Origin of the sequence: Rhodohalobacter sp. SW132, from assembly GCF_003390325.1 — a bacterium.
Lineage (GTDB): Bacteria > Bacteroidota > Rhodothermia > Balneolales > Balneolaceae > SW132.
In genome coordinates, this window is sequence record NZ_QUOK01000009.1 from 158,068 (window position 1) to 180,874 (window position 22,807).

The window sequence follows — 22,807 nt, forward strand, 5'->3', positions numbered from 1 at the left end:
TAAGCTATATTCAGTGCAATTCTGCAAGTATGACAACCTTTAACTTTCTGTGAAAAAATTAATCCACCTGCGCAATCTATAGCTGATGTAATTGCGTATAATCTATCAGAATTGTGATCCTACAGTTTATCTTACAACTTTTGGGGTTTGCCCGCCAGGCTTCCGATGAAGATCGGGAGTGGATGGAAGAGGTGCAGTCCGGAAAGAAAGCTTCACTGCAAAAACTGTATGAGCGATATAAACGAATTTTATTTGGGATGATTTACAAAATCCTGAACAATCGTGAGGAGACCGAAGATCTGCTTCAGGAAATATTTGTACAGGCATGGAGGAAATCAGACCAGTATGAGCCTCAGCGTGGCAGCGTCTACAGTTTTCTGGCAACCATGGCCCGCAACAAAGCAATCGACAGAACACGTTCAAAAGCTTTCAAAAATCGAAAAAAAGATGATTATGTACTGAATGATGATGAATATTCGTTTCATTTAAGTACAGATAATCCAAACCCTGAAGAGAATTTACAGCTTACTGAACGTGCTGTTGCTGTGCGAAAAGCTTTGGCTTCATTACATAAAAAGGAGCGTGAAGTTCTCTACATCTCCTATTTTCACGGACTTTCCCAATCCGAAATAGCTGAAAAGATTGATATTCCGCTTGGAACTGTAAAGTACCGGATGAGGCAGGGGATGATTAAACTGCGTGATACGTTAGATCAGGATACGATATGAGTGAGCAGGAAACATATAACGATTTCGAATCGCTTTGCGCCGGGTACGTACTGGGTGCGCTCTCTGATGAGGAGAAGAGAACATTCGAACGCATGCTCGATAATGCCACGCCGGAACAGCTCGAAATATACCGGCAAATGGTGCGTATCAAAGATGATCTTTCACTTGCCGCCAACCCAATGGAACCATCGGATGATCTGTTTGACCGGGTCCTGGAGGAGATTTCAGTATCGGGCTCCAAATCTGTCAGCAACATGGAATCCCGGAGCGAAAACGATCCAAAATCTGCAAATGGATGGATTTTCAAAGCCGCCGCTGCCATTTTACTTGCCAGCCTTCTGGGGCTTTTGCTTTACTCCCAACAACTGTCAACCCTGATTGATGATAAGGAAGCCCGGATCTCTGAACTCCAAACAGAAGTTGAAGAGCAGAATCAGCTACTGACACTTCTCGAATCTGAACTTGAACGGAAGGAAGAACTTCTTGCGATCCTTGAATCGAGAGAGGTGAGCCTGATTTTAATGGCTGGCCTGGAAACAAACCCTGACGGGTATGGAAAAATTGTGTGGGATCCCGAAAATGAACGGGCTCTTTTACAAGTAGCGAATCTGCCTGAGCCAACTACCGAACAAGATTATCAGTTATGGCTGATTAAAGATGAGCAGGATCCGATTAGTGCAGGAATCTTTTCATTTGAACAGACAGCTACCGACCTTTTTTACAGAATCGACCGGCTTGAAGAGCGGCCTTCCGAGCAAACAAATACATTTGCAGTCACCCTTGAGCCGAGAGGTGGAATGCCGCAGCCAACCGGTGATATGTATTTATTGGGGCAGAATGAGTAGAATATTGCGGGTATAATTCTTTTCCTCAGACTGTAGACTAATCTATTTCAGATCGCGTTATACTGTTGAATGAGATAATAATCTCATCTTAATTCCCCTCGAGGGCTGTCATGATTCCCAAATGGCAGCCCTTATTTTTTGGAGCTGTATTCGTACGGCGGATCGCTGATCCGCTAACTCCTACTCACTCCAGGCCTGTACGCCCCGAACTATTCCGATTCCATTCTATACTTACTGCAATAAATTACGGTTTCGTAATAGACCAGAACATTCCCGGTTCGGCGAACCAGGCTACGTACTGCGGATCGCTGATCCGCCAATTTTAGTCACTCCAAGTCTGCACACCCAAAACTATTCCTATTTCATTCTTCACTTACTGAATTAAATAACAGATTCACGTTTGTTCATTAGATTCCCGGTTCGGCGAACCAGGTTACATTCGGCTTGAAAATTCAACCATCATTGATTTATATTGTATTCATAAAGAGAGATATGTAACAATTCCAATTCAAGAAAAATGGCATTTTATCGGAGAAACCTACCTCATCTTCAGTTTGTCGGTGCAGAGTATTTTGTAACTTTTCGATTATACGGATCCCTGCCTGGTCATATAATTATGGAGTTAAATGAGCTTAGAAAGCAACTCGGAATTTGGGATGAGAACGTCACACCTTCAGAAAACAAACAAAAAATGGATAGACTGATTCGAAATAAATTCGAGTCATATCTCGATAAATCATTGTATGGACCACAATGGCTGCGGAAAAGTTCAATTGCTGAAATTGTCGAGGAAGCGATCCATTTCAGAAATGGCAGGCTGTATGAATTATACGCCTACTCTATCATGTCGAATCACGTGCATATGGTTTTTCAACATATTGAACATAAATCAAAGATTAAAAGCACCGATCATCTGTTACTAAAAGACTTTCCAGTCACAAAAATACTCGCTGATTTGAAGAAGTTTACAGCCGGCAAATGTAATCGACGATTAGGAAGAAGAGGGCATTTTTGGCAGGCTGAAAATTTTGACCGACTGATTCGAAACAATAAAGAGCTTGAGAACTGTATCCGATACACCTTGAATAATCCGGTAAAAGCAGGATTGGTTGAATATTGGGACAACTGGCCTCACAGTTATTGCAAACCTGAGTTTTTTGACTCGATCTGAATCATATTGATTCATTTAGATTTGATTGTAAATAGCGGATCTACAACACGTACATCGGTTCGCTGAACCGTAACAAAACCTAAATCAAGCCCAATGATCACTAATTTGACCCAATCAGAATAACTCCCACTCCTTTCACAAAGTTCTTCGCATGCGCACAATTTCGAGTCGCGGATCAGCGATCCGCAGTACGTACATCGGTTCGCCGAACCGTAACAAAACCTAAATCAAGCCCAATGATCACTAATTTGACCCAATCAGAATAACTCCCACTCCTTTCACAGAGTTCTTTGCATGTGCACAGTTCAAAGTCGCGGATCGGCGATCCGCGGTACGAGGGGTCAACCTGTCGCGCCTATTACATAGTATTCTGATGAAATTCCGCTCAGACGGTTTTCCATGAATCTGTTAATATCAATATCCAGGCGGCCGAGACGCACTCCGCTGTGACCCATTTGAGTTACCAGTGTACGCGTGCCCTCCGGATTAATCATACTGACAGGCCGATCTAAAAAGGTGTGTGTATGTCCGCCGATAATCAGGTCAATTCCCCCTACTTTTCGCGCAATCGTCAGATCATCTATTCGGGAATCTGAATACTCATACCCGAGATGACTTAAACATATAATCAAATCGCAGTTATGATATCGGCGCAGGCTTGTAACCATTCCGTTTGCCCAAACTTCCACATCTCTCGATCGGACACCCCCATACAGTTTTGGGTCTACCACACCCGGCAGTTCGATTCCCAGGCCAAAGATACCAACCCTCAAACCGGCTATCGATTTTACCACAAACCTTCTAACCACACCATCCAGCGGAGTATTATGCACACTATAATTGGCTGCTAACAGAGGGAAATCAGCATTGTCAGCTGCTTCAGCTAACGCTTCTAACCCCAGGTCAAATTCATGATTCCCGACTGCCATGGCATCATACCGAATCTCACTCATCAATTTGAGATCCAGTTCACCGCCATACACATCAAACCAGGGCGTTCCCTGAAATACATCTCCCGCATCCAGAAGCAGCAAGTTTTTTTCCTGTTCTCTTATTCGGCGAATCAAATTCGCTCGCCGGGCAATTCCCCCGAGACCAGCAAATTGAGTAGCATTTTTCGGAAAGGGATCCAGCCGTGCGTGGGTATCATTCGTGTAAAGAATTGTGAGCTTGGGCTGATTACTCCCGATCGGAAGCATGGATGGAAGTGCCATCGCGCCGGCGGAGTAGGTCAATGCCGTTTTCAAGAATGTTTTTCGATCAATAATACTCACTCCCGGATCCTCCCATCGATTTCCGGTGAAAGAGTTCGTTGATTCCGAAAATAGTCAACATACAGATCGCGAATGGACAGCTCATAGTCTATTCGCTCCAGTGGATTGAGAATCGCAGTAAAATCATCTCCGCCATTGGCAACCCAGTTGCTTGTAGCCAGCCAGTATTCACCCGTTCGATCAAGTATTTCCGAGTTGACCAACACCTGCTGTGCCCTGCCATCAACAAGGCGAAAACGCATACCACTGACTGGAGCTCCGCCGCGTGCAGCGATCTGCTGACTCAGTTCATGCACCATCTCACCGGTCAGTTTCAACAGCACGAGATGATTTTCGTAGGGCATAAACTCAAGAACTTCACCAAGTGTAAGTGTTCCCTCGTTGAAATTTAGTCTGAAAGAGCTTTCTCCTATGACTGACAGGTGTATAAAACGGCGGGCCTCCCGGGCTGCCCTGAATCGAATAGCATCAGCTGCCATATTACCCAGTGCGCTTTCGGGTGAGCCAAATTCAAGAGGATAGGCCACTTCAGCGACCCTCACTCCCATTTTGTCATCGTATTCTGTTCGATATTGCTCCAGGATGGATGCTATTCGAGGATCATCTCTGTTCGCTTCCCTTTCAAGGTCAACCGGAGATTCTGAATCGTTCTCAATACTATGCTGGGTTCCCGAGCATCCGTAGATCAGTAATGAAAGCGCAAGGAGTACAAAAAATTTCTGCATTCAGTCTGTCAGCGTTGTTGTCGAAACATGTTCATCATCAGTTCAGTAAGTCCAACCAATTTTTTTTCATCGGACAGTTCCAAAACCGAACGGTTAAAGTTTCCTGTCTCTACTGATGTGGATTCTATTTTATAGGCTACCCGACCGCGGTCGAACACTTCAATCAGTAAAGGAAAACTGTTGGGATTCATGATCAGTTCGATCGGCAGTTCTGATTCAGAAAAACGGGTCCCGGCCCGGTTCCAAACATCTACCATCAATCCCCATTTTACTTTGATATCGCTCGTGAGCCAGATCGAGACAAACTGCTCATCATTGTCCCCTTTCAGTCTGAATTCGTGAACTTCGTGCCCAAGGTGAGAACGCCGGTTCCCTGTCTCTTCAACCCCGGTTTCCCAATCGAAACGATCAGCTTCATTATTGTTTCCGGACCCTGTAAACCGCTCCACCATGTTCATCAGGCTATCCAGGTCATCCTTTGAGACTTTCAGCGCTTCGTTTGTCCCTGTATTAAAAACGAAATCATTAAGGTCATTCCGGACCAGCAGTCCGTCAGATTTCAAGCCGGTCAGAACCTGAACCTCATCATTTGTAGATACAAAAATACGATTCCGGTCTGCAGTAAACGTAAAGGAGGATTGTTCAGCTTCCCGTTCTGTAAAGTTTTCGATTACAAATTGAATTTCACCCTCAAACTGCGCATGTGCGGGCTGAAACAGGCCAATGACTAAAAAAGCTGCCGATATAAAAAGAACTGAAAGATTGGTTTTCATAGATTTCAGAAGATTGGTTAAGTATCAACTCGTTAGACCTGCAAAGCGACACATTTGTTTCATGCCGTTATGGTCTCCTTTTCATCCATTTCGATGTTCACTTTGTGAATCCACCCACCGGCAACAACATCGTCGCCTTCGTAACAAACGATTGCCTGTCCGGGTGTAATTGCTTCTCTTCCGGCAGGAAAATGTACTTCAATTTCATCATCCGCCAACTGTGTTATCGTGCCGGATGCCCCTGCATCGTTGTACCGGATCTTGCCGATAATATCCATCGAACCGCCGGGAATCTTATCATACTTCACCAGATTCAGCTCTTTTGCGCGGCACGTGGTACTGATCAGATCTTCTTTTTCGCCGATTGTGATCACATTATTCACCGGGTCAATATCGGTAACATACACGGGGTACCCCAGGGCGATATCAAGGCCTCTTCTCTGCCCGATCGTGTAATAGGGATATCCTTTATGTTTGCCAACAATTTTGCCGTATTTATCAACAAAATTGCCACCTTTAACACGGTCCTCCAGACCCTCTACCCGGTCGTTTAAAAAACGGTGGTAGTTATTATCCGGTATGAAGCAGATTTCGTAGGAGTCCGGTTTATTGGCAACGTTCAGCAATCCGTAATCTTCGGCGATTTGACGAATTTCAGTCTTTCGGTATTTACCAAGCGGGAAAATGGTACGTTCCAGGTGTTTTTGCTGCACACCCCAGAGGGCATAGGATTGATCTTTATCGTGATCTTTTCCCTTAGAAATCACATATCGCTCGTTTTCTTTACGAACATTGGCGTAGTGGCCGGTAGCAATAAAATCACAGCCAAGGTTATCTGCTCTTCTAAGCAGGGCTGCCCATTTGATATGGGTATTACACAATACACACGGATTGGGTGTGCGTCCGCTTGTATACTCCTCAACGAAACGGTCGATCACCCAGTCTCCGAATTCATCCCGGATATCCACAATAAAATGTTTGAAGCCGTATTTTACGGCAATGTGGCGCGCATCATTCATTGATTCCACGGTACAACAGCCCGTTTCTTTCCCGTTATCCCCACCGCTGCGGTGGTAATCCCAGGTTTTCATGGTAATACCGATAACGTCGTATCCCTCGTTGTGCAACATCACTGCAGCAACAGAGGAATCAACGCCGCCACTCATCGCGACAAGTACGCGACCTTTAGAACTCATATCAAAAGATTTATTTTACTGATTAGCCACCCAAAATACGGATTTTCTATGTAAAACGTGTAAAGAGCATCAACGGATTAAAACGGGAAATCATATAGAGTAGTATGCTGAAAATCCTTCGGCCGATTCTGTATTTACACTTCAGGCTCACTGACTATCGCCTCAGTGCCGTTACATGTAGAGATATGGCTTCCAGTCGTCCTGAACCGTATTCATCAGGTTTTGAAAAAATGTAATATGTATTGGACGGTACGGTAAGGTTTTCAGCTGCATGTTAGCTTCATCGGGTGTGCGATTCCCTTTTTTCACGTTGCACTTATTACATGCCGTCACCAGGTTTTCCCAGGTATCTCCACCCTGCCGGCTGCGCGGCATCACATGATCAAGGGTCAGGTCTGAATGGCTGCCGCAATACTGGCACGTATTATTATCCCTTTTCATAATATTTCTCCGGGACAATACAATTCGTTTATAGGGAAGGTTGATATAGCGCCGCAGCCGGATCACCGATGGATAAGAGTAGTGATCATCGATCGTTCGGATCTTTCGATGCGGATCGTCGTGCAGAAGTTCAGCCTTTTCAAGAAACAGTAATTTCACGGAACGTTGTACGGAACAAACGCTCAAGGGCTGATAATCTTGATTGAGTACTAATACGCCGCTGTTCATCGATAGATATTTTAAACTCCGTTAGCCTGTCCGGTTTTCAACGCAGTACAGACAGCACTAATTATGTACCATTTTTTTCAAAATATCAACCAAAAAAATAGTTTATCAGTTCTTCGAGAATAACCGGGTTAATTGCAACGGCGATAATAATGGAAATAATCAGCCCAATAATAGCATATGCAGCGTCTTTTGAGATCAGAACAAAAGCCTGTTGAACCGGTCGCCCTCTCCCTTTTGCATCGGTAATACTCATGGCAATTTCCCGGCCGGCAAGCAGCCCGATAAACACCCAGGTGGTGCTCATAGGTATCACACTGATGGTTTTGAAGTAATAAAGAATGGCCGCGTATACTCCATCTATCACTGTTGCGGAGCGAACATCCGTTACGTACGATTTTTCTGTTACAATCTGCTGAATGCGATCACCACGCAGGTAAAACAGAATGCCCAGGCCAAAAAATATAAACCCTGTAAATACCAGGAATGATGAAACCCCAAGACTTCTGGGGAGATACACTGCAATATTGGCCGCATCCTGCATCAGCCATACCGCCCACAATATACCGCTGACCACCCATTGCAGCGGACGCCAAAATGCACCTGCCGGACCACTGAAAAGCCGTTTGAGAACTTTATGCAAGCCCAGCCAAATAACAATAGCCACAATAAATGCGATAAAATAACCAGACAAACTTTTGTACAGAACATCCGCTATTCCTGTTGTAGTGGCAGCAAAAGCACTCAGCAGTAGAAATGTTGTGGAGACCGGCATTTTCAGCCGTGTGAGAATCAGCAGAAAAAGGGGCGCTGCAACTTGCAAAAACTTAAATGAAACCGGGGCTTCATCGAACCCGCGTGATGTGAGCCTTTCATAGGTAACATCTCCGCTGTAAGTATACCAGCTGTAGAAAACCGTAACGATGAAAATTCCGCCGATCCATAACCAGAGCAGCCACCACTTTTTGTCAGCATTCGAAGCCAGAAACGTTCCGATTGTTTGAATACTGTCGTTTGCGATGGCAGAATATGCAGCGAAGAAAAAGCCTAACCACATGGCCACCTGCGGGGTATCGTAAAAAATCCCTGAAATGATAAAGAAAAAGCCAAGCAACAGGAGAAATCTTCTCTCTTCCCAGATCCACTCCGCAATGCTTGCCGGCAAAAGACTCATCAGTCCTCTCATGAATCTTCTCAATCCCGGCGATTTCTTATTTCCCATCTGTATACTTTTGTGCTTTATAAAGCTTACTAAAATACAATCTGAATATTAAGAGAATGTTATGAATCACCCGATATACAAGTTCAGATTTAATTTAACTGGCCGATAATTGCTTACAAAGTAACACGCATATTTTTCAAAACAGAGCTTCACTATTGACAGAAAGGTCTGTATTTTTTCATCCTGTTGTCTAACAAAAAAAATAACCCTGAACGCGCAAAAAAGCGCTACCATATTAATAGATTTATGAGTAACAAATCGTCGAGTAACCCATCGATATATAAAGAACCTGGCCCAAAGCTGGATAAAGAGTCCCCTTTTGAATCTATGATGGAGCGATTTCGTTTCGCGGCAGATCTTCTGCAGCTCGACGACGGAATGTTTCAGTACCTTGCCAGCCCTGTGAAGCAGGTTATCGTATCAATTCCTGTTGTTATGGATGACGGCAGAATTAAAGTTTTTGAAGGATTCCGGGTTATTCATGATAACGTTTTAGGCCCGTCAAAAGGCGGAATTCGATTTGCCCCGGATGTTAACCTTAATGAAGTGAAAGCTCTCGCTGCATGGATGACCTGGAAATGCGCTGTTGTGAATGTCCCCTTCGGCGGAGCAAAAGGCGGAATTCGATGTAACCCCAAAGAGCTTTCTAAAAATGAACTGGAACGCCTCACTCGGCGGTACACAGCCAATCTCCTTGAAGTTTTTGGGCCTGATCGCGATATCCCCGCCCCTGACATGAATACGGATGAGCAGGTGATGGCTTGGATTATGGACACCTACAGCATGAATTCCCTGAGAACAGAAACCGCAGTGGTAACCGGGAAACCGATCATTTTGGGAGGATCTCAGGGCAGAAAAGAGGCAACCGGCCGGGGAGTTGTTACGGTTACACTTGCAGCGCTGAGCAAGATGGGTATCATGCCAAATAAAACATCTGTAGTAGTGCAGGGCTTCGGTAATGTAGGTTCCGTTTCGGCAGAGCTGATGTACGAACAAGGCGCAAAAATAATCGCAATAAGCGATATTTCAGGCGGTTACTTTAATGCCAGTGGAATTGATATACCTGATGCGATCTCCTACATGAGTTCAAATAACCGTTCCCTTGAAGGGTACCCTGGAGCTGAAAGAATAACCAATGAAGAGCTGCTCGAACTGCAGTGTGATGTTTTGATTCCTGCAGCTAAAGAGGATCAAATCAGCCGGCATAACGCCCATAAAATTAAGGCAAAAATAGTGGCGGAAGGTGCAAATGGCCCTGTAACTGCAAATGCCGATTCAATTCTTGAAGAGAACGGCGTGATGGTTATTCCCGATATTCTTGCAAATGCCGGGGGCGTTACGGTTTCTTACTTTGAATGGGTGCAGGATCGCCAGGGATATTTCTGGACGGAAGAGCGCGTAAACCGCCGGCTCAACAGAATGATGAGAAGTGCCTTCGACAACCTGTATGGCGTTTGCGGGCAGCATAATATTACCATGCGGCAGGCAGCATACGTTTATGCAATCGACAGAGTGGCTGAAACACTGAAACTTCGCGGAATTTACGCCTGATCATTCACGTTCTGGCAGTGCACAATCTTGTGTAAATATCGCAGTAAAATTTATTATTTTGGGTAGGTACTTTTTAAAGTTCCTACCCATTTCAGCGGCTCAATTTTATAAAAATGAATAAAACGTTTCACCTGAATCTGAAATCCACTTTCCGGGAGTCGGAGAAAATACCCGATTTCGTCGACTCAATACGTGATGATTGCAGCCTTGATGAAACGTCATGCGAAACATTTAAACTTGTCCTTAGCGAAGCTGTAAGCAATGCCATTTTCCACGGGAATAAAGAGGATGAAAACAAAACGGTGGATATTACCGTGGAAGTAACCAATCATACCATCAGTGCTGATGTGATTGACCAGGGGGAAGGTTTTGATCCTGATGAAAGAAAAAACCCATTAAAAGAAGAGAACCTGCTCGATACCAGCGGCAGAGGAGTTTTTCTAATCCGGGAGCTTGCAGATCATACAGAATTCAAAAAAGAGGGACGACACCTCCATTTCCGGGTTGATTTTGAAGATAACCCATCCGGCACTGACTAACCCGCTTCATTTGATTACTGAAACAACAATTCCAGCTCACCACTCAGATTAAGCAGTGCGGTTTCCGCAACTTTTGCCTCAAATCGTGCACTCACCAGCCGGTCTTCAGCCGCGAGAAGAGTTCTCTGAGCTTCCCGAAATTCAAGTGAACTAATTGATCCCAGCCTGAAACGTTCCAGTGCGATATCGAGTGTCTCCTCGGCATTCACAAAGTTTTCTTCCTCAAGGTCCAGTAGCTCAAGGCTGTTCTGATAGGTTCTGAATGTTGCGAGAAACTGTGATTCAAGCCTTAGCTTGTCAGACTCATACGCAAGTTCCGCATTTTTACGATTGATATGCGCATTTTGCACCCGCCTGTTGGTATTGAATCCATCAAAAATGTTTATTCGTGCCGTAAGTCCAACTCTCAACCCGCGAGCTTCATTAAATCGAAAAAACCCGCCATCGTTTTCTGCTCTGTCGTAATAATATGAACTGTTAAAGGATATCTCAGGGTATCTTTCACCCCGAAGTTCTCTGATTTCATATCTTGTAATATCTTTCTGCAGCCTGGCCAGTGAAAGTTCCGCATTCTCAGCCATCAGTTTTTGATAAAGCTCTTCTTGCGACAAAAATCTGTTAAGCGATATATTCCTTGATACATCGTACTCCGTGTGGGGATCACGAGCAAGCAGCTCATTCAGCGATATTTTCGCTTCTGAGAGCCGGTTCAGTTCACGAAAACGAGCCGAACGGTCTTCATTTAAATCCGACCTTGCCTGGAGCAGATCATATTCTGAACCTGAACCGATCTCCACCTTGGCTTCTTCAATCTCAATTCGCTCCTGTGACACTTCGAGATTACTTTCCAGGTTTATTACCTGTTCACTTATTCTAACGATTTCGAAGTATTGAAGGGCAATATCTGTGATCAGATTTTCCATACTCAGGCGAAGCTCCTCATCGCTGATCTCTTCAAGAACTCCAAGCCTGTTGTACCCGGCAAACATTCTTAGGCCATCAAATAGAGTCCAGTTTAGCTCCACAGCAGCATTTGTACTTGTATTACGCGCATCCCGATTCTCCTGAACAGAGCCGTCTGCAAACTCCTGATCGCTGTCTTCCATCGTTTCAACCCGTGATGCACTTGCTCCAACTACCGGAAAAAAACCTGCATTTCCGAGTGACCTGTTATTTGATGCCTGCTCCAGCAGATTTCTCGAAATCTGAATGTTATAATTATTCTCAAGCCCCTGCTGAACGGCTTCTTCAAGCGTTAGCACATTCTGTGCAGATACCGTTTGCAGCTGTATACTAATGGATGTGATTACGGCCAACAGCAATAGCAGAATTAATCGAATCATATAGTGGCAGGTTCTAATTTATCATCAGCTTTCAGCGCTTCTTCCATGATCTCTTTTTTGGCTTGTTTATCAGTGGCAAAGTAGCTGTATATGGCGGGGATGATATAGAGGGTAAGAAAACTGCCAATCAGCAGTCCGCCAATCACGGCAATACCCATAGAAGTTCGGCTTTCTGCGCCGGCACCTAATGCCAGGGCGATGGGCAATATACCCAGTATTGTAGAAATTGTTGTCATCAGAATTGGGCGGAACCGAACTGCGGAAGCGTCCAGAATTGCATCCATGACATTCATTCCCTGCTCCTGCCGCTGATTTGCAAATTCTACAATCAGAATTCCATTTTTGGCGATCAGACCAATCAGCATGATGATACCAATCTGACTGAAGATGTTCAGTGTTTGGCCAAAATACCAGAGTGAAAGCAGCGTACCAAAAATTGCCAGAGGAACAGTAAAAAGTATGATAAATGGATCTCTGAAACTTTCGAATTGTGCGGCAAGAACCAGGTAGATCAACACTATGGCGATCATAAAAATAAACTGCAGGCTGGCTGCACTTTCAGCAAAATCTCGTGAGGGACCGGCCAGATCCGTTGTAATAGCACCGGGAAGAATCTCATCGGCAATTTCGTTCATCGCGTCGATACCGTCTCCAATGGTATATCCCGGTGTTAATCCTGCAGATATCGTCGCCGAATTAAATCGGTTAAATCTGAATAGCTGCGGCGGTGAGCTTGTTTCGGTTAGCGTAACTAAGTTATCAAGCTGAATTAAATTGCCATTATTGTTTCGAACGTAGATGGTGCGAAGGTCAACCGGTTCATTCCGGAACTGCCGCTCCATCTGTCCGATCACATCATACTGCTTGCTGTCCATGATGAAGAAACCGAACCGGTTCCCTGAAAGAGAGAGTTGCAGTGTCTGAGCGATATCACGAACAGATACACCCAGTGCTCTTGCCCTTTCTCTGTCGATATTAATCTCCAGTTCGGGCTGGTTAAATTTGAGATTTACATCAGCAAATGTAAAAGCGTCGTGTTGATTGGCCCTCTGCAGAAATTCCGGTATCACATCTTCGAGCTGCCCCAGATTTTGTGCCTGAAGTACGTATTGCACCGGTAATCCGCCACCGCGTCCGCCGATTGATTGCGGTTCAGATACAAATGTTTGTGCACCGGTAAGCCCACCCAGAAGTTCCGTGAGGTGATTTGCAATCTCGGTTTGTGTGCGGTCACGCTCACTTGGATCTACAAGCGTAACAAATCCAAAAGCAGAGTTGATGGACCCAGCCGCGCCAAAACCAGGAGATGTAACCGTATTGATGGCATGCAGTTCAGGTACATTTTCACGAACCGTTTCAATAATTTGGTCAACGTAGTTATCCATGTATTCAAAAGATGCCCCCTCAGGTGCTGTAGCTGAAATTCTCATCTGGCTTCTGTCCTCAAGAGGCGCAAGTTCCTGCGGAATATTTGCGAATAACAGAACCGTAAGTCCAATGGCAGCTGCCATGACTAAAAATGCGGTCCAGCGTAATTTCATGAACGCTACCAATGAATTTTTGTAGGCTTGATTTATCCAGACAAAAAAGGGCTCGGTCATTTCGTAAAACCTGTTTTTCTCGGCACCTTTGGATAAAATTTTAGTAGCCAGCATCGGGGTGAGTGTCAATGCCACAAACGATGAAATGATAACAGCACCTGCGATGGCAACACCAAATTCACGAAAAAGCCGGCCCGTGGTCCCACCTAAAAACAGGATCGGCATGAAAACTGAAACGAGAGAAAGGGATGTTGCTACAACCGCAAAGAAGATCTCTTTAGAACCGAGAATTCCGGCTTCAATTGGCTTGAGCCCCTGCTCCATCTTTGCATAGATATTTTCAAGAACAACAATGGCGTCATCCACTACGAGACCTATCGCAAGCACGATCGCAAGCATCGTCAGCACATTAATCGAAAATCCGGCAACATACATGATAAAAAACGTACCGATGAGTGCTATCGGGATCACAATAATCGGGATGAGAGTCGTGCGCCAGCTTCGCAGAAACAGGAAAATCACGGCAATAACCAGCGCCAGGGCGATAAATACCGTCTGCTGCACTTCGTTTACCGAATCCTGAATATATTCAGTGGTATTAAAGCCGATTGCAAGGTTGATATCATCATCCAAATCAGCTTCAATTCGCTCCAGTCTCACAAAAAATTCTTCAGCAATCTCAAGCTGATTTGTGCCTGGCTGGGGAATTGCAACCACACCAACCATGGGCACCCCATTCCTCTTAAGCACGGTTCGCATATTTTGCGCTTCAAGCTCGGCATAGCCAATGTCTCGAAAACGTACTGTGCTTCCGCCTTCATCTTTCACAATCAGGTTGCTGAACTCTTCAACAGTAGTGAGCCGCCCCATGGTTCGAACGGACAGTTCGGTGGTCATTCCTTCAATTCGTCCGCTTGGCAGCTCCACATTTTGGCCCTGCAGTGCGGTTTGAATATCCAGCGGAGTAATTCCGTAGGCCGCTAGTTTCATTGGATCCATCCACAACCGCATGGAGTATTCTTTTGCACCCCAGATTCGAATTTCGCTCACTCCGGCAATGGTTTGAAGCCGCTCTTTAAATACCCGGTCGGCGATATCGGTGAGATCCAGCAGATCCCTTCGGTCGCTGTTCACATTCAGAAAAATAATGGGAAAAGAATCGGCATCGGCTTTGCGAACAGTAGGCGGATCAGCATCGGGCGGCAGGTTTCGCTGTGCTGATGCCACGCGATCCCGAACATCATTGGCTCCGGCTTCAAGGTCCACTTCGAGATCAAACTCAACCGTAATCGTGCTTTGCCCCTCCCGGCTGACACTTGTAAGCGTACGGATTCCGGCCACCGCATTGATCGACTCTTCAAGCGGTTCGGTAATCTGGGATTCAATTACATCGGCATTCGCACCAATGTAGGATGTGGAAACGGTGACGATCGGCGGGTCGACAGAAGGATATTCTCGAACTCCCAGGTAGAAAAAAGAGATCACGCCAAATAGCACAATGACAATAGACATGACCGATGCCAGAACCGGCCTTCGGATACTCAGGGAGGATATTCGGCTCATTGCTCACTCCCCCTTCGAACTTCAGCCAGCTCGAGGTCCATCCCCTGCCTTGCCTGAAGAATTCCGGTTGTAAGTACGGTATCACCCGGTGAAACGCCTTCTATAATTTGAATTCGGTTACTCGTTCGGATTCCGGTTCGAACTCTTACCTCTTCAACTTTTCCGTTTCGGGACAGATACACTTTCTGGGCATTCAATTCGGGAACCAAAGCGATGGATGGGATAAGAATTGCATCATCAATTTCATCCAGAATAAGTTCAATATTGGCAAATGCGCCGGGAAAAAGAAGCTGACCACTATTACCGCTTAAAGCCCGGACCTGAAGAGTTCGGGTTTCGGTATTAATTCGCGGTTCTATGGCATACACTTCGCCAGCAAATGTGGAGTCGTAGCCCTGTACGTTAAACTGAATTTTATCGCCGACATCCACACGGGCCAGGTAGCGCTCCGGGATTGAAAAATCGATTTTTATCGGATCGATCTCCTGCAAGGTGGCAATTCTTGTGCCGGGACTGATATAACTTCCCGTACTGATATATTTTAAACCCACTTTCCCCGAAAATGGAGCTTTCAATTCGGTTTGATCAATTCGGGCCCCAATCAGTTCGATCTCGGAACGCAGTACATTTACTTCATTCAGCGTTGCATCGTACTCATCCTGGCTGATTCCTCCCCTCTCCAGGAGCCGGGTCTGACGCTCCTCTCGCTGTTCTGCAAGATTCAGACGATATTGAGCCCGCGACTTCTCAGCCTGCAGTTCACTGTCGTTAATTTTCAATAGCAGATCTCCCTGCTCCACTTCCCGGCCCTCTTCAAAATAAACGCCGGTTACGAGACCCGAAATCTCTGCCGTAAGATCTACGATTTCATTGGCTTCAAGCGTACCGGTTGAGAAGATTCTGTCTTCGATGGTTTCTGTTTCCATAACCACCGCTTCGGCCCTCAGCACATCGGCAGAACGTTGTTGCTGCATACCGTTTTCACCATTCTGTCCTGAAGGAGAACTGAAAAGTGGTTTTACTTTCGGATAGGCTAATGCTCCGAAAACAAGTAGAATTATTGTAATGGCGATAACGCGTTTGGTAACTTTACCCATGTAAAAAAATGAATTGCTATAAAGTCGTGAAATTCCAACGTTCTAAATTAGCATATAGTTCTGACTCATTAGAACGTGTTATGTAAAATATTGTAGTTTACCCGGATGGCTGCATACTTCATTATTCAGGAAACGAAAATTCCCCTTTCGAATTGCGGAATATTTAGATTTTTCCTTTCTGAACACCGATAGTTCATTACATAAAGAAAAGGCGGCCATGATTTCTCATAACCGCCTTCTAATTCCTGGTACTCATTTGCCCGAAAGTTATGCAAGCTGAGCGTCAAGCTGTTTCTTAATCTGGGCTTTAGGCACAGCGCCAACAATCTGATCCACTACTTCTCCGTCTTTGAAGATCAGTAGTGCAGGAATACTGCGAATTCCATATTTCACGGATGTTTCAGGGTTGTTGTCTACATTAACTTTACCAACTTTGGCCTTCCCTTCATATTCGCCCGCAATTTCATCAACAACAGGGCCAACCATCCTGCAGGGGCCGCACCATTCCGCCCAAAAATCAACCAAAACCGGCTGACTGTTACTTTCTACTTCATCTGAAAAATTATCGTCTGTAAACTCTACTGTATTACTCATTGTTATGTCCTTTTTTTAGTGTTTGATACAATATCGCAAATAATTTTGGATTATACTTATAACGATCTCCTATGCTATTTATCACGAAATGTTATGGATGGAATACCGGAGTCACTTCAGCCTACCCAGACGGCAAATGCAGACGTCAGCCTGGGACCCGAACCGGTCGAAGCAGGAGCTTCGAACTACTTTTCACTTCTGCCTTTTCACTTTTTACAACTTCAGACCTGCCAGGAATCCCGAAATACGCCGGATACTCTTGCAGGTCTTCAGATTTTACTCAAATAAAATCGTTTTGTGCCTGTAAATGAAAACTCTTTCCTCCAGCACCAGTTTCAGTGCACGGGTCAAAACCTGTTTCTCCACATCCTGTCCTGCCTGCGCCATCCCTTTGGCGGTATAGGTATGATTCACCGGCATCACATCCTGGGCGATAATCGGGCCTTCGTCAAGATCTTCGGTGACAAAATGAGCTGTCGCCCCAATAATTTTCACCCCGCGGTCATACGCCTGCTGGTACGGTGATGCACCTATAAATGCCGGCAAAAACGAGTGATGGATATTGATGATGCGATTGGGAAACTGCTTTACGAAACCGGGCGTGAAGATCCGCATATATTTTGCCAGGACCAGGTACTCCGGATCGTACGGAGCTATCGCTTCTAAAATCTTCTCTTCGTGCTGCTCGCGTGACAGATCGCCCACCGGTACATGATGAAACGGAATATTGAACGATTCGGCCAGGGATCGCAGATGATCATGATTGCTTACCACTGCCCTCACATCCGATTCCAGCTCCCCATACCGGTTCTTGAGCAGGATCTCACCCAGGCAGTGCGGCTCTTTGGTCGCCAAAATCACAAGCGGATTTTTCCGCAGAATCGCAACGCGAACGGTGGCGTTATTAGGCAATACACTGTTCAGCTCAGATTCAATCTCATCACTCCATCCGTTTCCCTCCACCATTGTGCGCATAAAAAAGGTGTTTGAATACTGATCCACAAACTCCTGGTTCGCGGTCACATTCAGATTATGCTTATAGATTACTTTGGTGATATTGTAGATCAGCCCTTTCTCATCGGGGCATTCAATCAGTATAATTCGATCCGGCATTGGTTTTTTTAGCTCTGTTCAACGTGGTTTGATGTAAGCCTCTATTATCGGGAAAGATGGGATGATTGTAAAAGGGTTATTTTTCGAATCAAGACCTCCAAGGTTTTAGAAACCTTGGAGGTCTGAGATTTCTGCCATTCTGCGGATCTGCCGCCCATAAAAAAACCTGCCGGATCACTGAAGTCCCGGCAGGTTTAGAATCTATGTAACCGCAGTGAGTGTTATGCCCGCTGCTTTTTGTCTTCTTCCACGTAGTCGCGCAGGACTTTGTGGAGGATACCGCCATTACGGAAGTAGTCGATTTCCACCGGTGTGTCGATACGATTGACCGTGTCAAACTTCACGATGGTTCCGTCGGCTTTTTTCGCTTCCACCTTCACGGTTTGTCGCGGCTTCAGGTTGTCATCAATATGGATGTTAAACTCTTCCGAGCCGTCCAGCCCGAGCGATTCGTGGCTTTCGCCATCCGCAAACTGTAGAGGCAGCACGCCCATCCCGACGAGGTTTGAGCGGTGAATTCTTTCGTATGACGTTGCAATAACCGCCTTCACACCAAGAAGAATGGTTCCTTTTGCTGCCCAGTCACGGGATGATCCGGTTCCGTACTCTTTACCTGCCAGTGCCACAAGAGGTGTACCCTCTTTTTTGTAGCGTTCGGCAGCGTCATAGATCGTGGTGATCTCCCCGGATGGGTGGTACTTGGTAAATCCGCCTTCCGTGCCCGGTGCAAGCTGATTCTTGAATCGAACATTGGCAAAGGTTCCGCGGGTCATCACGCGATCGTTTCCTCTTCGTGATCCGTAGGAGTTGAAATCGCGCACTTCAACACCGTTGTCAATCAGGTATTCGCCGGCAGGGCTGTCCGTTTTGATATTTCCTGCAGGTGAAATGTGATCGGTCGTAATGGAATCGCCCACTTTCACGAGGGTTTTGGCTCCGGTAATCGGTTTGATCGGCTCCGGATTTTCGCCCATTCCCTGGAAGAACGGCGGCTCCTGGATGTAGGTGGATTCCGGCTTCCACTCATAAAGTTCGCCTTCGCCCACGGAGATTTTATCCCACGTTTCTGATTCAAAAATATCGCCGTACATCTTATCAAACAGCTCGGGACGAATCGCTTCATCAAGAAATTCGGCGATTTCATCCGATGATGGCCAGATATCTTTCAGGTATACGTCGTTGCCATCTCCATCTTTACCGATCGGTTCTTTGTCCAGATCGATGTCAACCGTACCTGCAAGCGCGTATGCTACTACAAGCGGCGGTGATGCAAGATAGTTCGCTTTCACATAGGGGTGAATCCGTCCTTCGAAGTTCCGGTTTCCGGAAAGCACACCGGCAACAATCAGGTCGCCCTCTTTCACGGCTGTCTCAACCGCTTCTGGGAGCGGACCGGAATTTCCGATACACGTTGTACATCCGTATCCCACCAGGTTAAACCCAAGTTTATCCATATAGTCGGTCAGACCGGCTTCATTCAGGTATTCCGTAACCACACGTGAACCGGGAGCCAGCGATGTTTTCACAAACGCAGGAACTTTCATTCCTTTTTCAACAGCCTTCTTGGCGATGATTCCCGCACCCAGCATTACGCTCGGGTTGGATGTGTTGGTACAGCTTGTGATCGCCGCGATAACCACATCGCCATGCTTCATTTCAATTTCCTGACCATTTTTGAATATCCCTTTGTTGGCCAGTTTTTCCTGCGTCAGATTAAAGCCCATGGTTGGGTCATCACTGGTCAGGGATGATTCGAACGTCTTCTTCATATTCGGCAGGGTAATTCTGTCCTGCGGACGCTTTGGCCCGGCGAGGGAAGTTTCAACATCACCCAGATCCAGCTGCAGTGTTTCTGAAAACTCGGGATCAGGAGTATCGTCAGTTCTGAAAAGTCCCTGCTCTTTGGTGTATGCTTCAACCAGTTTTACAAGCTCTTCATCACGGCCGGTTCGGCGCATGTATCGCAGTGCTTCGCTGTCGATCGGAAAGAAACCCATGGTTGCTCCGTACTCGGGCGACATATTCGCAATCGTCGCGCGATCCGGCAGACTCATATTGCTCAGTCCCGGCCCATAAAACTCTACAAATTTGCTTACCACACCATGTCGGCGAAGCATTTCGGTAACAGTCAGCGTAAGGTCGGTTGCGGTGATACCTTCACGGAGTTTTCCGGTCAGCTTCACTCCCACTACTTCGGGAACGAGCATGTAGATCGGCTGCCCCAGCATCGCGGCTTCCGCTTCGATACCGCCAACGCCCCATCCGAGGATTCCGAGTCCGTTAATCATAGTAGTATGGGAGTCGGTTCCCACCAGCGTATCTGGATAGGCAACGGTCGTGCCGTCATCTTCTTTTCGTGTAAACACGCCCTTCGCCAGGTATTCAAGGTTTACCTGGTGAACAATTCCGCGGCCCGGAGGCACTACCCGGAAGTTATCAAATGCTTTTTGTCCCCATTTCAGAAATTCGTACCGCTCGTTGTTTCGCTCCATCTCACGCTCAACATTGAACATAAATGCGGCTTCCTGACCAAACATATCAACCTGAACAGAGTGATCAATCACAAGATCAACCGGAACCTGCGGGTTGATGGATTGTGGATTTCCGCCCATGCGTTTCATCGCGGATCGGAGTGCGGCGAGATCAACAACAGCCGGAACACCGGTGAAATCCTGCAGCACTACACGCGACGGCTTAAATGGAATCTCACCGCTTGGATTCTTGGCGTTATAATCTGCCAGAATTTTCACGTCATCTTCTGTTACTGTATATCCGTCATACTCCCGCAGAACGGCTTCAAGGAGAACTTTTATCGTGAAAGGCAGTTTGCTGACAGAACCATAGCCCATCTCCTCAAGTTTTTTCAAACTATATGCATGGACATTATTGTCAGCTCCGGGAATCGGAATTCTTGTTTTTAGAAGTGGATTCTTATCGGCCATTATTAAACCTCTGTTTCAGTTATTTGGTTTTAAATCTGATGTATGCGACGAAATGGCTATCTATTATCAATTGAATGTTCCACCATTCAAACCTCAATTAAAATATTATTGAGAAGAGTACACTCAAAAAGTGTGAAATCAATATGCAGCCACAGCAGCATTCTTATTTTTTAAATACTTTCGATCCTTAAAAATACAGGATTTTTGGGATAATATCTTGCACAAATCCCCTTTTCATACTCGAACTAATAATATTCATCTCTCAGATTTTACTGACTTTACTTATGATTTTTTAAATTCTGCCGAAAATCAAGTGTTCTCTGATTACACGTTTGGCCATGCCAAGATACCTGCACTATGCTTATGGGGTGCCGGATCATCATTTTTCACAACAATACAACATACCTCAGTCGTTGAACTTATTTGCTCGCGTCACACTATTGTTTTTAATCTTGCTGCTTTTCCAATCTGAATCTCACGGGCAAGTTAATGCAGATTCATTGTGGTCATTTTCCACGATTCGATCCGATACTGACGGCGACTCTGTCCTGGACTATAAAGGATATGAGGTTACGACTTCAGGTATCATCAATATCGACAGCGGATTGCTTCACGAAAGCTACCTGCAAACGTTTATTCAAAATGATTCGACAGGGATGTCCATATTCGGCATGCGGATCGACACCCCAGTGGCAGCTGGTGACAGTATTATAGTCCGTGGTACCATCGATCGATATTACGGACTGGCAGAAGTCCGGGTGGATTCATACGAGGTCTTCCCTAATGTAAGACAGCCTATCCCAAAGCCGCTGACAGACGCAGTTGAGAACCCCGCCCCCTTTATCGGTATGCTTATACAAGGTGAAGGTGTGATTACAGGCCTTGGTACGATTTTCAATGGTAAATACTTTATGCTTTCGCCGGATGAGAGTGACAGCGAGCTGATGATATATGTTTCGAACTTTCACCGGATGTATTCCGAATTTAATTTTGATGTATTGAGTGCAGGAGACAGGGTTTCGGTGAAAGGCGTAATGTCCGAACACAGTCCCGACTTCCCGGACAACCGTACCCATAAACTATTCCTCAGCACACCGGATGACTTACAGTACTTAGGTCTTCCAGTATACTATGTTCGTCTGATTTTTGGTGGCGCAGTAGTTTTCGGCTTGATTATTCTCGTTTGGGTACTGATTCTTCGCAAACGTGTTGACTCGAAAACCAAAAAAATACAGCTCTCATTAAAACAGAAAGAGTTGCTGCTGAAAGAAATTCATCACCGGGTAAAAAACAGTCTGTCCATTGTTTCCGGTTTGATTGAGATTCAAAGGTCAAGTACCGAAAACCGTGAAGCCGATTATGTGCTGCAGGACAGTCAGAACCGGATTCAGTCCATCGCCCTGATTCACGATAAACTCTATAAAACAGAATCCCTTTCGGATATCGACCTGGACCTTTACATCAAAGACCTTGTTGAGTCGATTCACGGAACGTTTACAGAGTATAATGATGCAGTTACGCTACAATTCGACCTCGATACCATCAAGCTGGATACCGATCGCGCAGTTTATTGCGGGTTACTCCTGAATGAGTTGATTGTAAATGCTTATAAATATGCATTTAACAAGAACACCCAGGGCAAGCTCTCCATTACTCTAAAAAAGCTTGATAAAAAACTACTGTTAAAAGTGAGTGATAACGGTCCGGGCCTGCCGGTAGACTTCAACCCACAAAACGAGGACAGCCTCGGTACAATGCTCATCAACTCTTTTGCCACTCAGTTGAATGCGGAGATGGAAATATCAGAAAGCCCGGGTGGCGGTACATCATTTGAGTTTCGGATTCCTTATCAAGTCAATGGCACGTAATAATAAGTCCCGGTTCGGCGAACGGGATACGTACCGCGGTTCGCCGAACCGCCACC

General features: G+C 45.7%; 19 protein-coding genes. 7 read left to right on the plus strand and 12 right to left on the minus strand.

Annotated features, from left to right (window positions below; all coding sequences use genetic code 11):
* The first annotated feature begins 113 nt into the window (after positions 1-113).
* The 3 genes from DYD21_RS15970 to DYD21_RS15980 all read left to right on the plus strand — a co-directional run bounded on the left by DYD21_RS15970 (position 114) and on the right by DYD21_RS15980 (position 2,744).
* Positions 114-728, plus strand: a complete 615-nt coding sequence (locus DYD21_RS15970; RefSeq protein ID WP_147303618.1) for a sigma-70 family RNA polymerase sigma factor — start codon at positions 114-116, stop codon at positions 726-728.
* On the plus strand, positions 725-1,573 hold the full coding sequence (locus DYD21_RS15975) for an anti-sigma factor domain-containing protein (protein ID WP_116038002.1): 849 nt from the start codon (positions 725-727) through the stop codon (positions 1,571-1,573). The genes DYD21_RS15970 and DYD21_RS15975 overlap by 4 nt, the downstream gene beginning before the upstream one ends.
* Positions 1,574-2,264: 691 nt before the next feature.
* Positions 2,265-2,744, plus strand: a complete 480-nt coding sequence (locus DYD21_RS15980) for a transposase (protein WP_147303619.1) — start codon at positions 2,265-2,267, stop codon at positions 2,742-2,744.
* Positions 2,745-3,085: 341 nt separating this feature from the next.
* Here the strand turns inward: DYD21_RS15980 and DYD21_RS15985 are convergent, their stop codons facing one another.
* From DYD21_RS15985 to DYD21_RS16010, 6 genes are all read right to left on the minus strand, one after another.
* On the minus strand, positions 3,086-4,018 hold the full coding sequence (locus tag DYD21_RS15985; protein WP_116038004.1) for a bifunctional UDP-sugar hydrolase/5'-nucleotidase: 933 nt from the start codon (positions 4,016-4,018) through the stop codon (positions 3,086-3,088).
* Positions 4,015-4,743: a 5'-nucleotidase C-terminal domain-containing protein gene (locus tag DYD21_RS15990; RefSeq protein ID WP_116038005.1), complete on the minus strand. Its 729-nt coding sequence runs from the start codon at positions 4,741-4,743 to the stop codon at positions 4,015-4,017. The genes DYD21_RS15985 and DYD21_RS15990 overlap by 4 nt, the downstream gene beginning before the upstream one ends.
* 8 nt (positions 4,744-4,751) lie before the next feature.
* The gene (locus DYD21_RS15995; RefSeq protein WP_116038006.1) at positions 4,752-5,516 is read right to left on the minus strand and encodes a hypothetical protein; all 765 of its coding nucleotides are present in this window, start codon (positions 5,514-5,516) and stop codon (positions 4,752-4,754) included.
* A 59-nt stretch (positions 5,517-5,575) separates the two neighbouring features.
* Complete coding sequence (mnmA, locus tag DYD21_RS16000) at positions 5,576-6,712, minus strand: tRNA 2-thiouridine(34) synthase MnmA (protein ID WP_116038007.1); 1,137 nt, start codon at positions 6,710-6,712, stop codon at positions 5,576-5,578.
* 171 nt (positions 6,713-6,883) lie between these two features.
* Positions 6,884-7,312 (minus strand): HNH endonuclease, encoded by a 429-nt coding sequence (locus DYD21_RS16005; protein WP_199535569.1) that lies wholly within the window; start codon positions 7,310-7,312, stop codon positions 6,884-6,886.
* A gap of 154 nt (positions 7,313-7,466) precedes the next feature.
* The gene (locus DYD21_RS16010; protein ID WP_199535570.1) at positions 7,467-8,600 is read right to left on the minus strand and encodes a hypothetical protein; all 1,134 of its coding nucleotides are present in this window, start codon (positions 8,598-8,600) and stop codon (positions 7,467-7,469) included.
* A 246-nt stretch (positions 8,601-8,846) separates the two neighbouring features.
* On the opposite strand from DYD21_RS16010, the gene DYD21_RS16015 reads away from it, so the two are divergent.
* Together DYD21_RS16015 and DYD21_RS16020 are read left to right on the plus strand one after the other, a co-directional pair.
* Positions 8,847-10,151, plus strand: a complete 1,305-nt coding sequence (locus DYD21_RS16015; RefSeq protein ID WP_116038009.1) for a Glu/Leu/Phe/Val dehydrogenase — start codon at positions 8,847-8,849, stop codon at positions 10,149-10,151.
* 113 nt (positions 10,152-10,264) lie between these two features.
* Positions 10,265-10,690, plus strand: coding sequence for an ATP-binding protein (locus tag DYD21_RS16020; protein ID WP_116038010.1), 426 nt, complete (start codon positions 10,265-10,267; stop codon positions 10,688-10,690).
* A gap of 14 nt (positions 10,691-10,704) precedes the next feature.
* Here the strand turns inward: DYD21_RS16020 and DYD21_RS16025 are convergent, their stop codons facing one another.
* From DYD21_RS16025 to trxA, 4 genes are all read right to left on the minus strand, one after another.
* Positions 10,705-12,033, minus strand: a complete 1,329-nt coding sequence (locus DYD21_RS16025) for a TolC family protein (protein WP_116038011.1) — start codon at positions 12,031-12,033, stop codon at positions 10,705-10,707.
* A complete protein-coding gene (locus tag DYD21_RS16030; RefSeq protein WP_116038012.1) occupies positions 12,030-15,137 on the minus strand; it encodes an efflux RND transporter permease subunit in 3,108 nt (1,035 codons plus the stop codon). Before DYD21_RS16030 ends, DYD21_RS16025 begins: the two co-directional genes overlap by 4 nt.
* Positions 15,134-16,234, minus strand: coding sequence for an efflux RND transporter periplasmic adaptor subunit (locus DYD21_RS16035; RefSeq protein ID WP_116038013.1), 1,101 nt, complete (start codon positions 16,232-16,234; stop codon positions 15,134-15,136). The genes DYD21_RS16030 and DYD21_RS16035 overlap by 4 nt, the downstream gene beginning before the upstream one ends.
* 267 nt (positions 16,235-16,501) lie before the next feature.
* Positions 16,502-16,828 carry a thioredoxin gene (gene trxA / locus DYD21_RS16040; protein ID WP_116038014.1) on the minus strand — a complete coding sequence of 109 codons (327 nt, stop codon included), beginning with the start codon at positions 16,826-16,828 and terminating at the stop codon, positions 16,502-16,504.
* A gap of 93 nt (positions 16,829-16,921) precedes the next feature.
* Here trxA and DYD21_RS16045 point away from each other — a divergent pair, with 93 nt between their 5' ends.
* A complete protein-coding gene (locus DYD21_RS16045) occupies positions 16,922-17,116 on the plus strand; it encodes a hypothetical protein (protein ID WP_116038015.1) in 195 nt (64 codons plus the stop codon).
* Here DYD21_RS16045 and purU read toward each other — a convergent pair.
* Positions 17,105-17,941 (minus strand): formyltetrahydrofolate deformylase, encoded by an 837-nt coding sequence (gene purU, locus DYD21_RS16050; RefSeq protein WP_116038016.1) that lies wholly within the window; start codon positions 17,939-17,941, stop codon positions 17,105-17,107. The two genes, DYD21_RS16045 and purU, sit on opposite strands and share 12 nt — an antisense overlap.
* A gap of 221 nt (positions 17,942-18,162) precedes the next feature.
* Entirely contained in the window at positions 18,163-20,883 is a 2,721-nt protein-coding gene (gene acnA / locus DYD21_RS16055) for an aconitate hydratase AcnA (protein WP_116038017.1), read from the minus strand.
* A 413-nt stretch (positions 20,884-21,296) separates the two neighbouring features.
* Between acnA and DYD21_RS16060 the strand changes: the two genes are divergently transcribed.
* The gene (locus DYD21_RS16060; RefSeq protein WP_158607332.1) at positions 21,297-22,751 is read left to right on the plus strand and encodes a sensor histidine kinase; all 1,455 of its coding nucleotides are present in this window, start codon (positions 21,297-21,299) and stop codon (positions 22,749-22,751) included.
* The last annotated feature ends 56 nt before the right edge of the window (positions 22,752-22,807 follow it).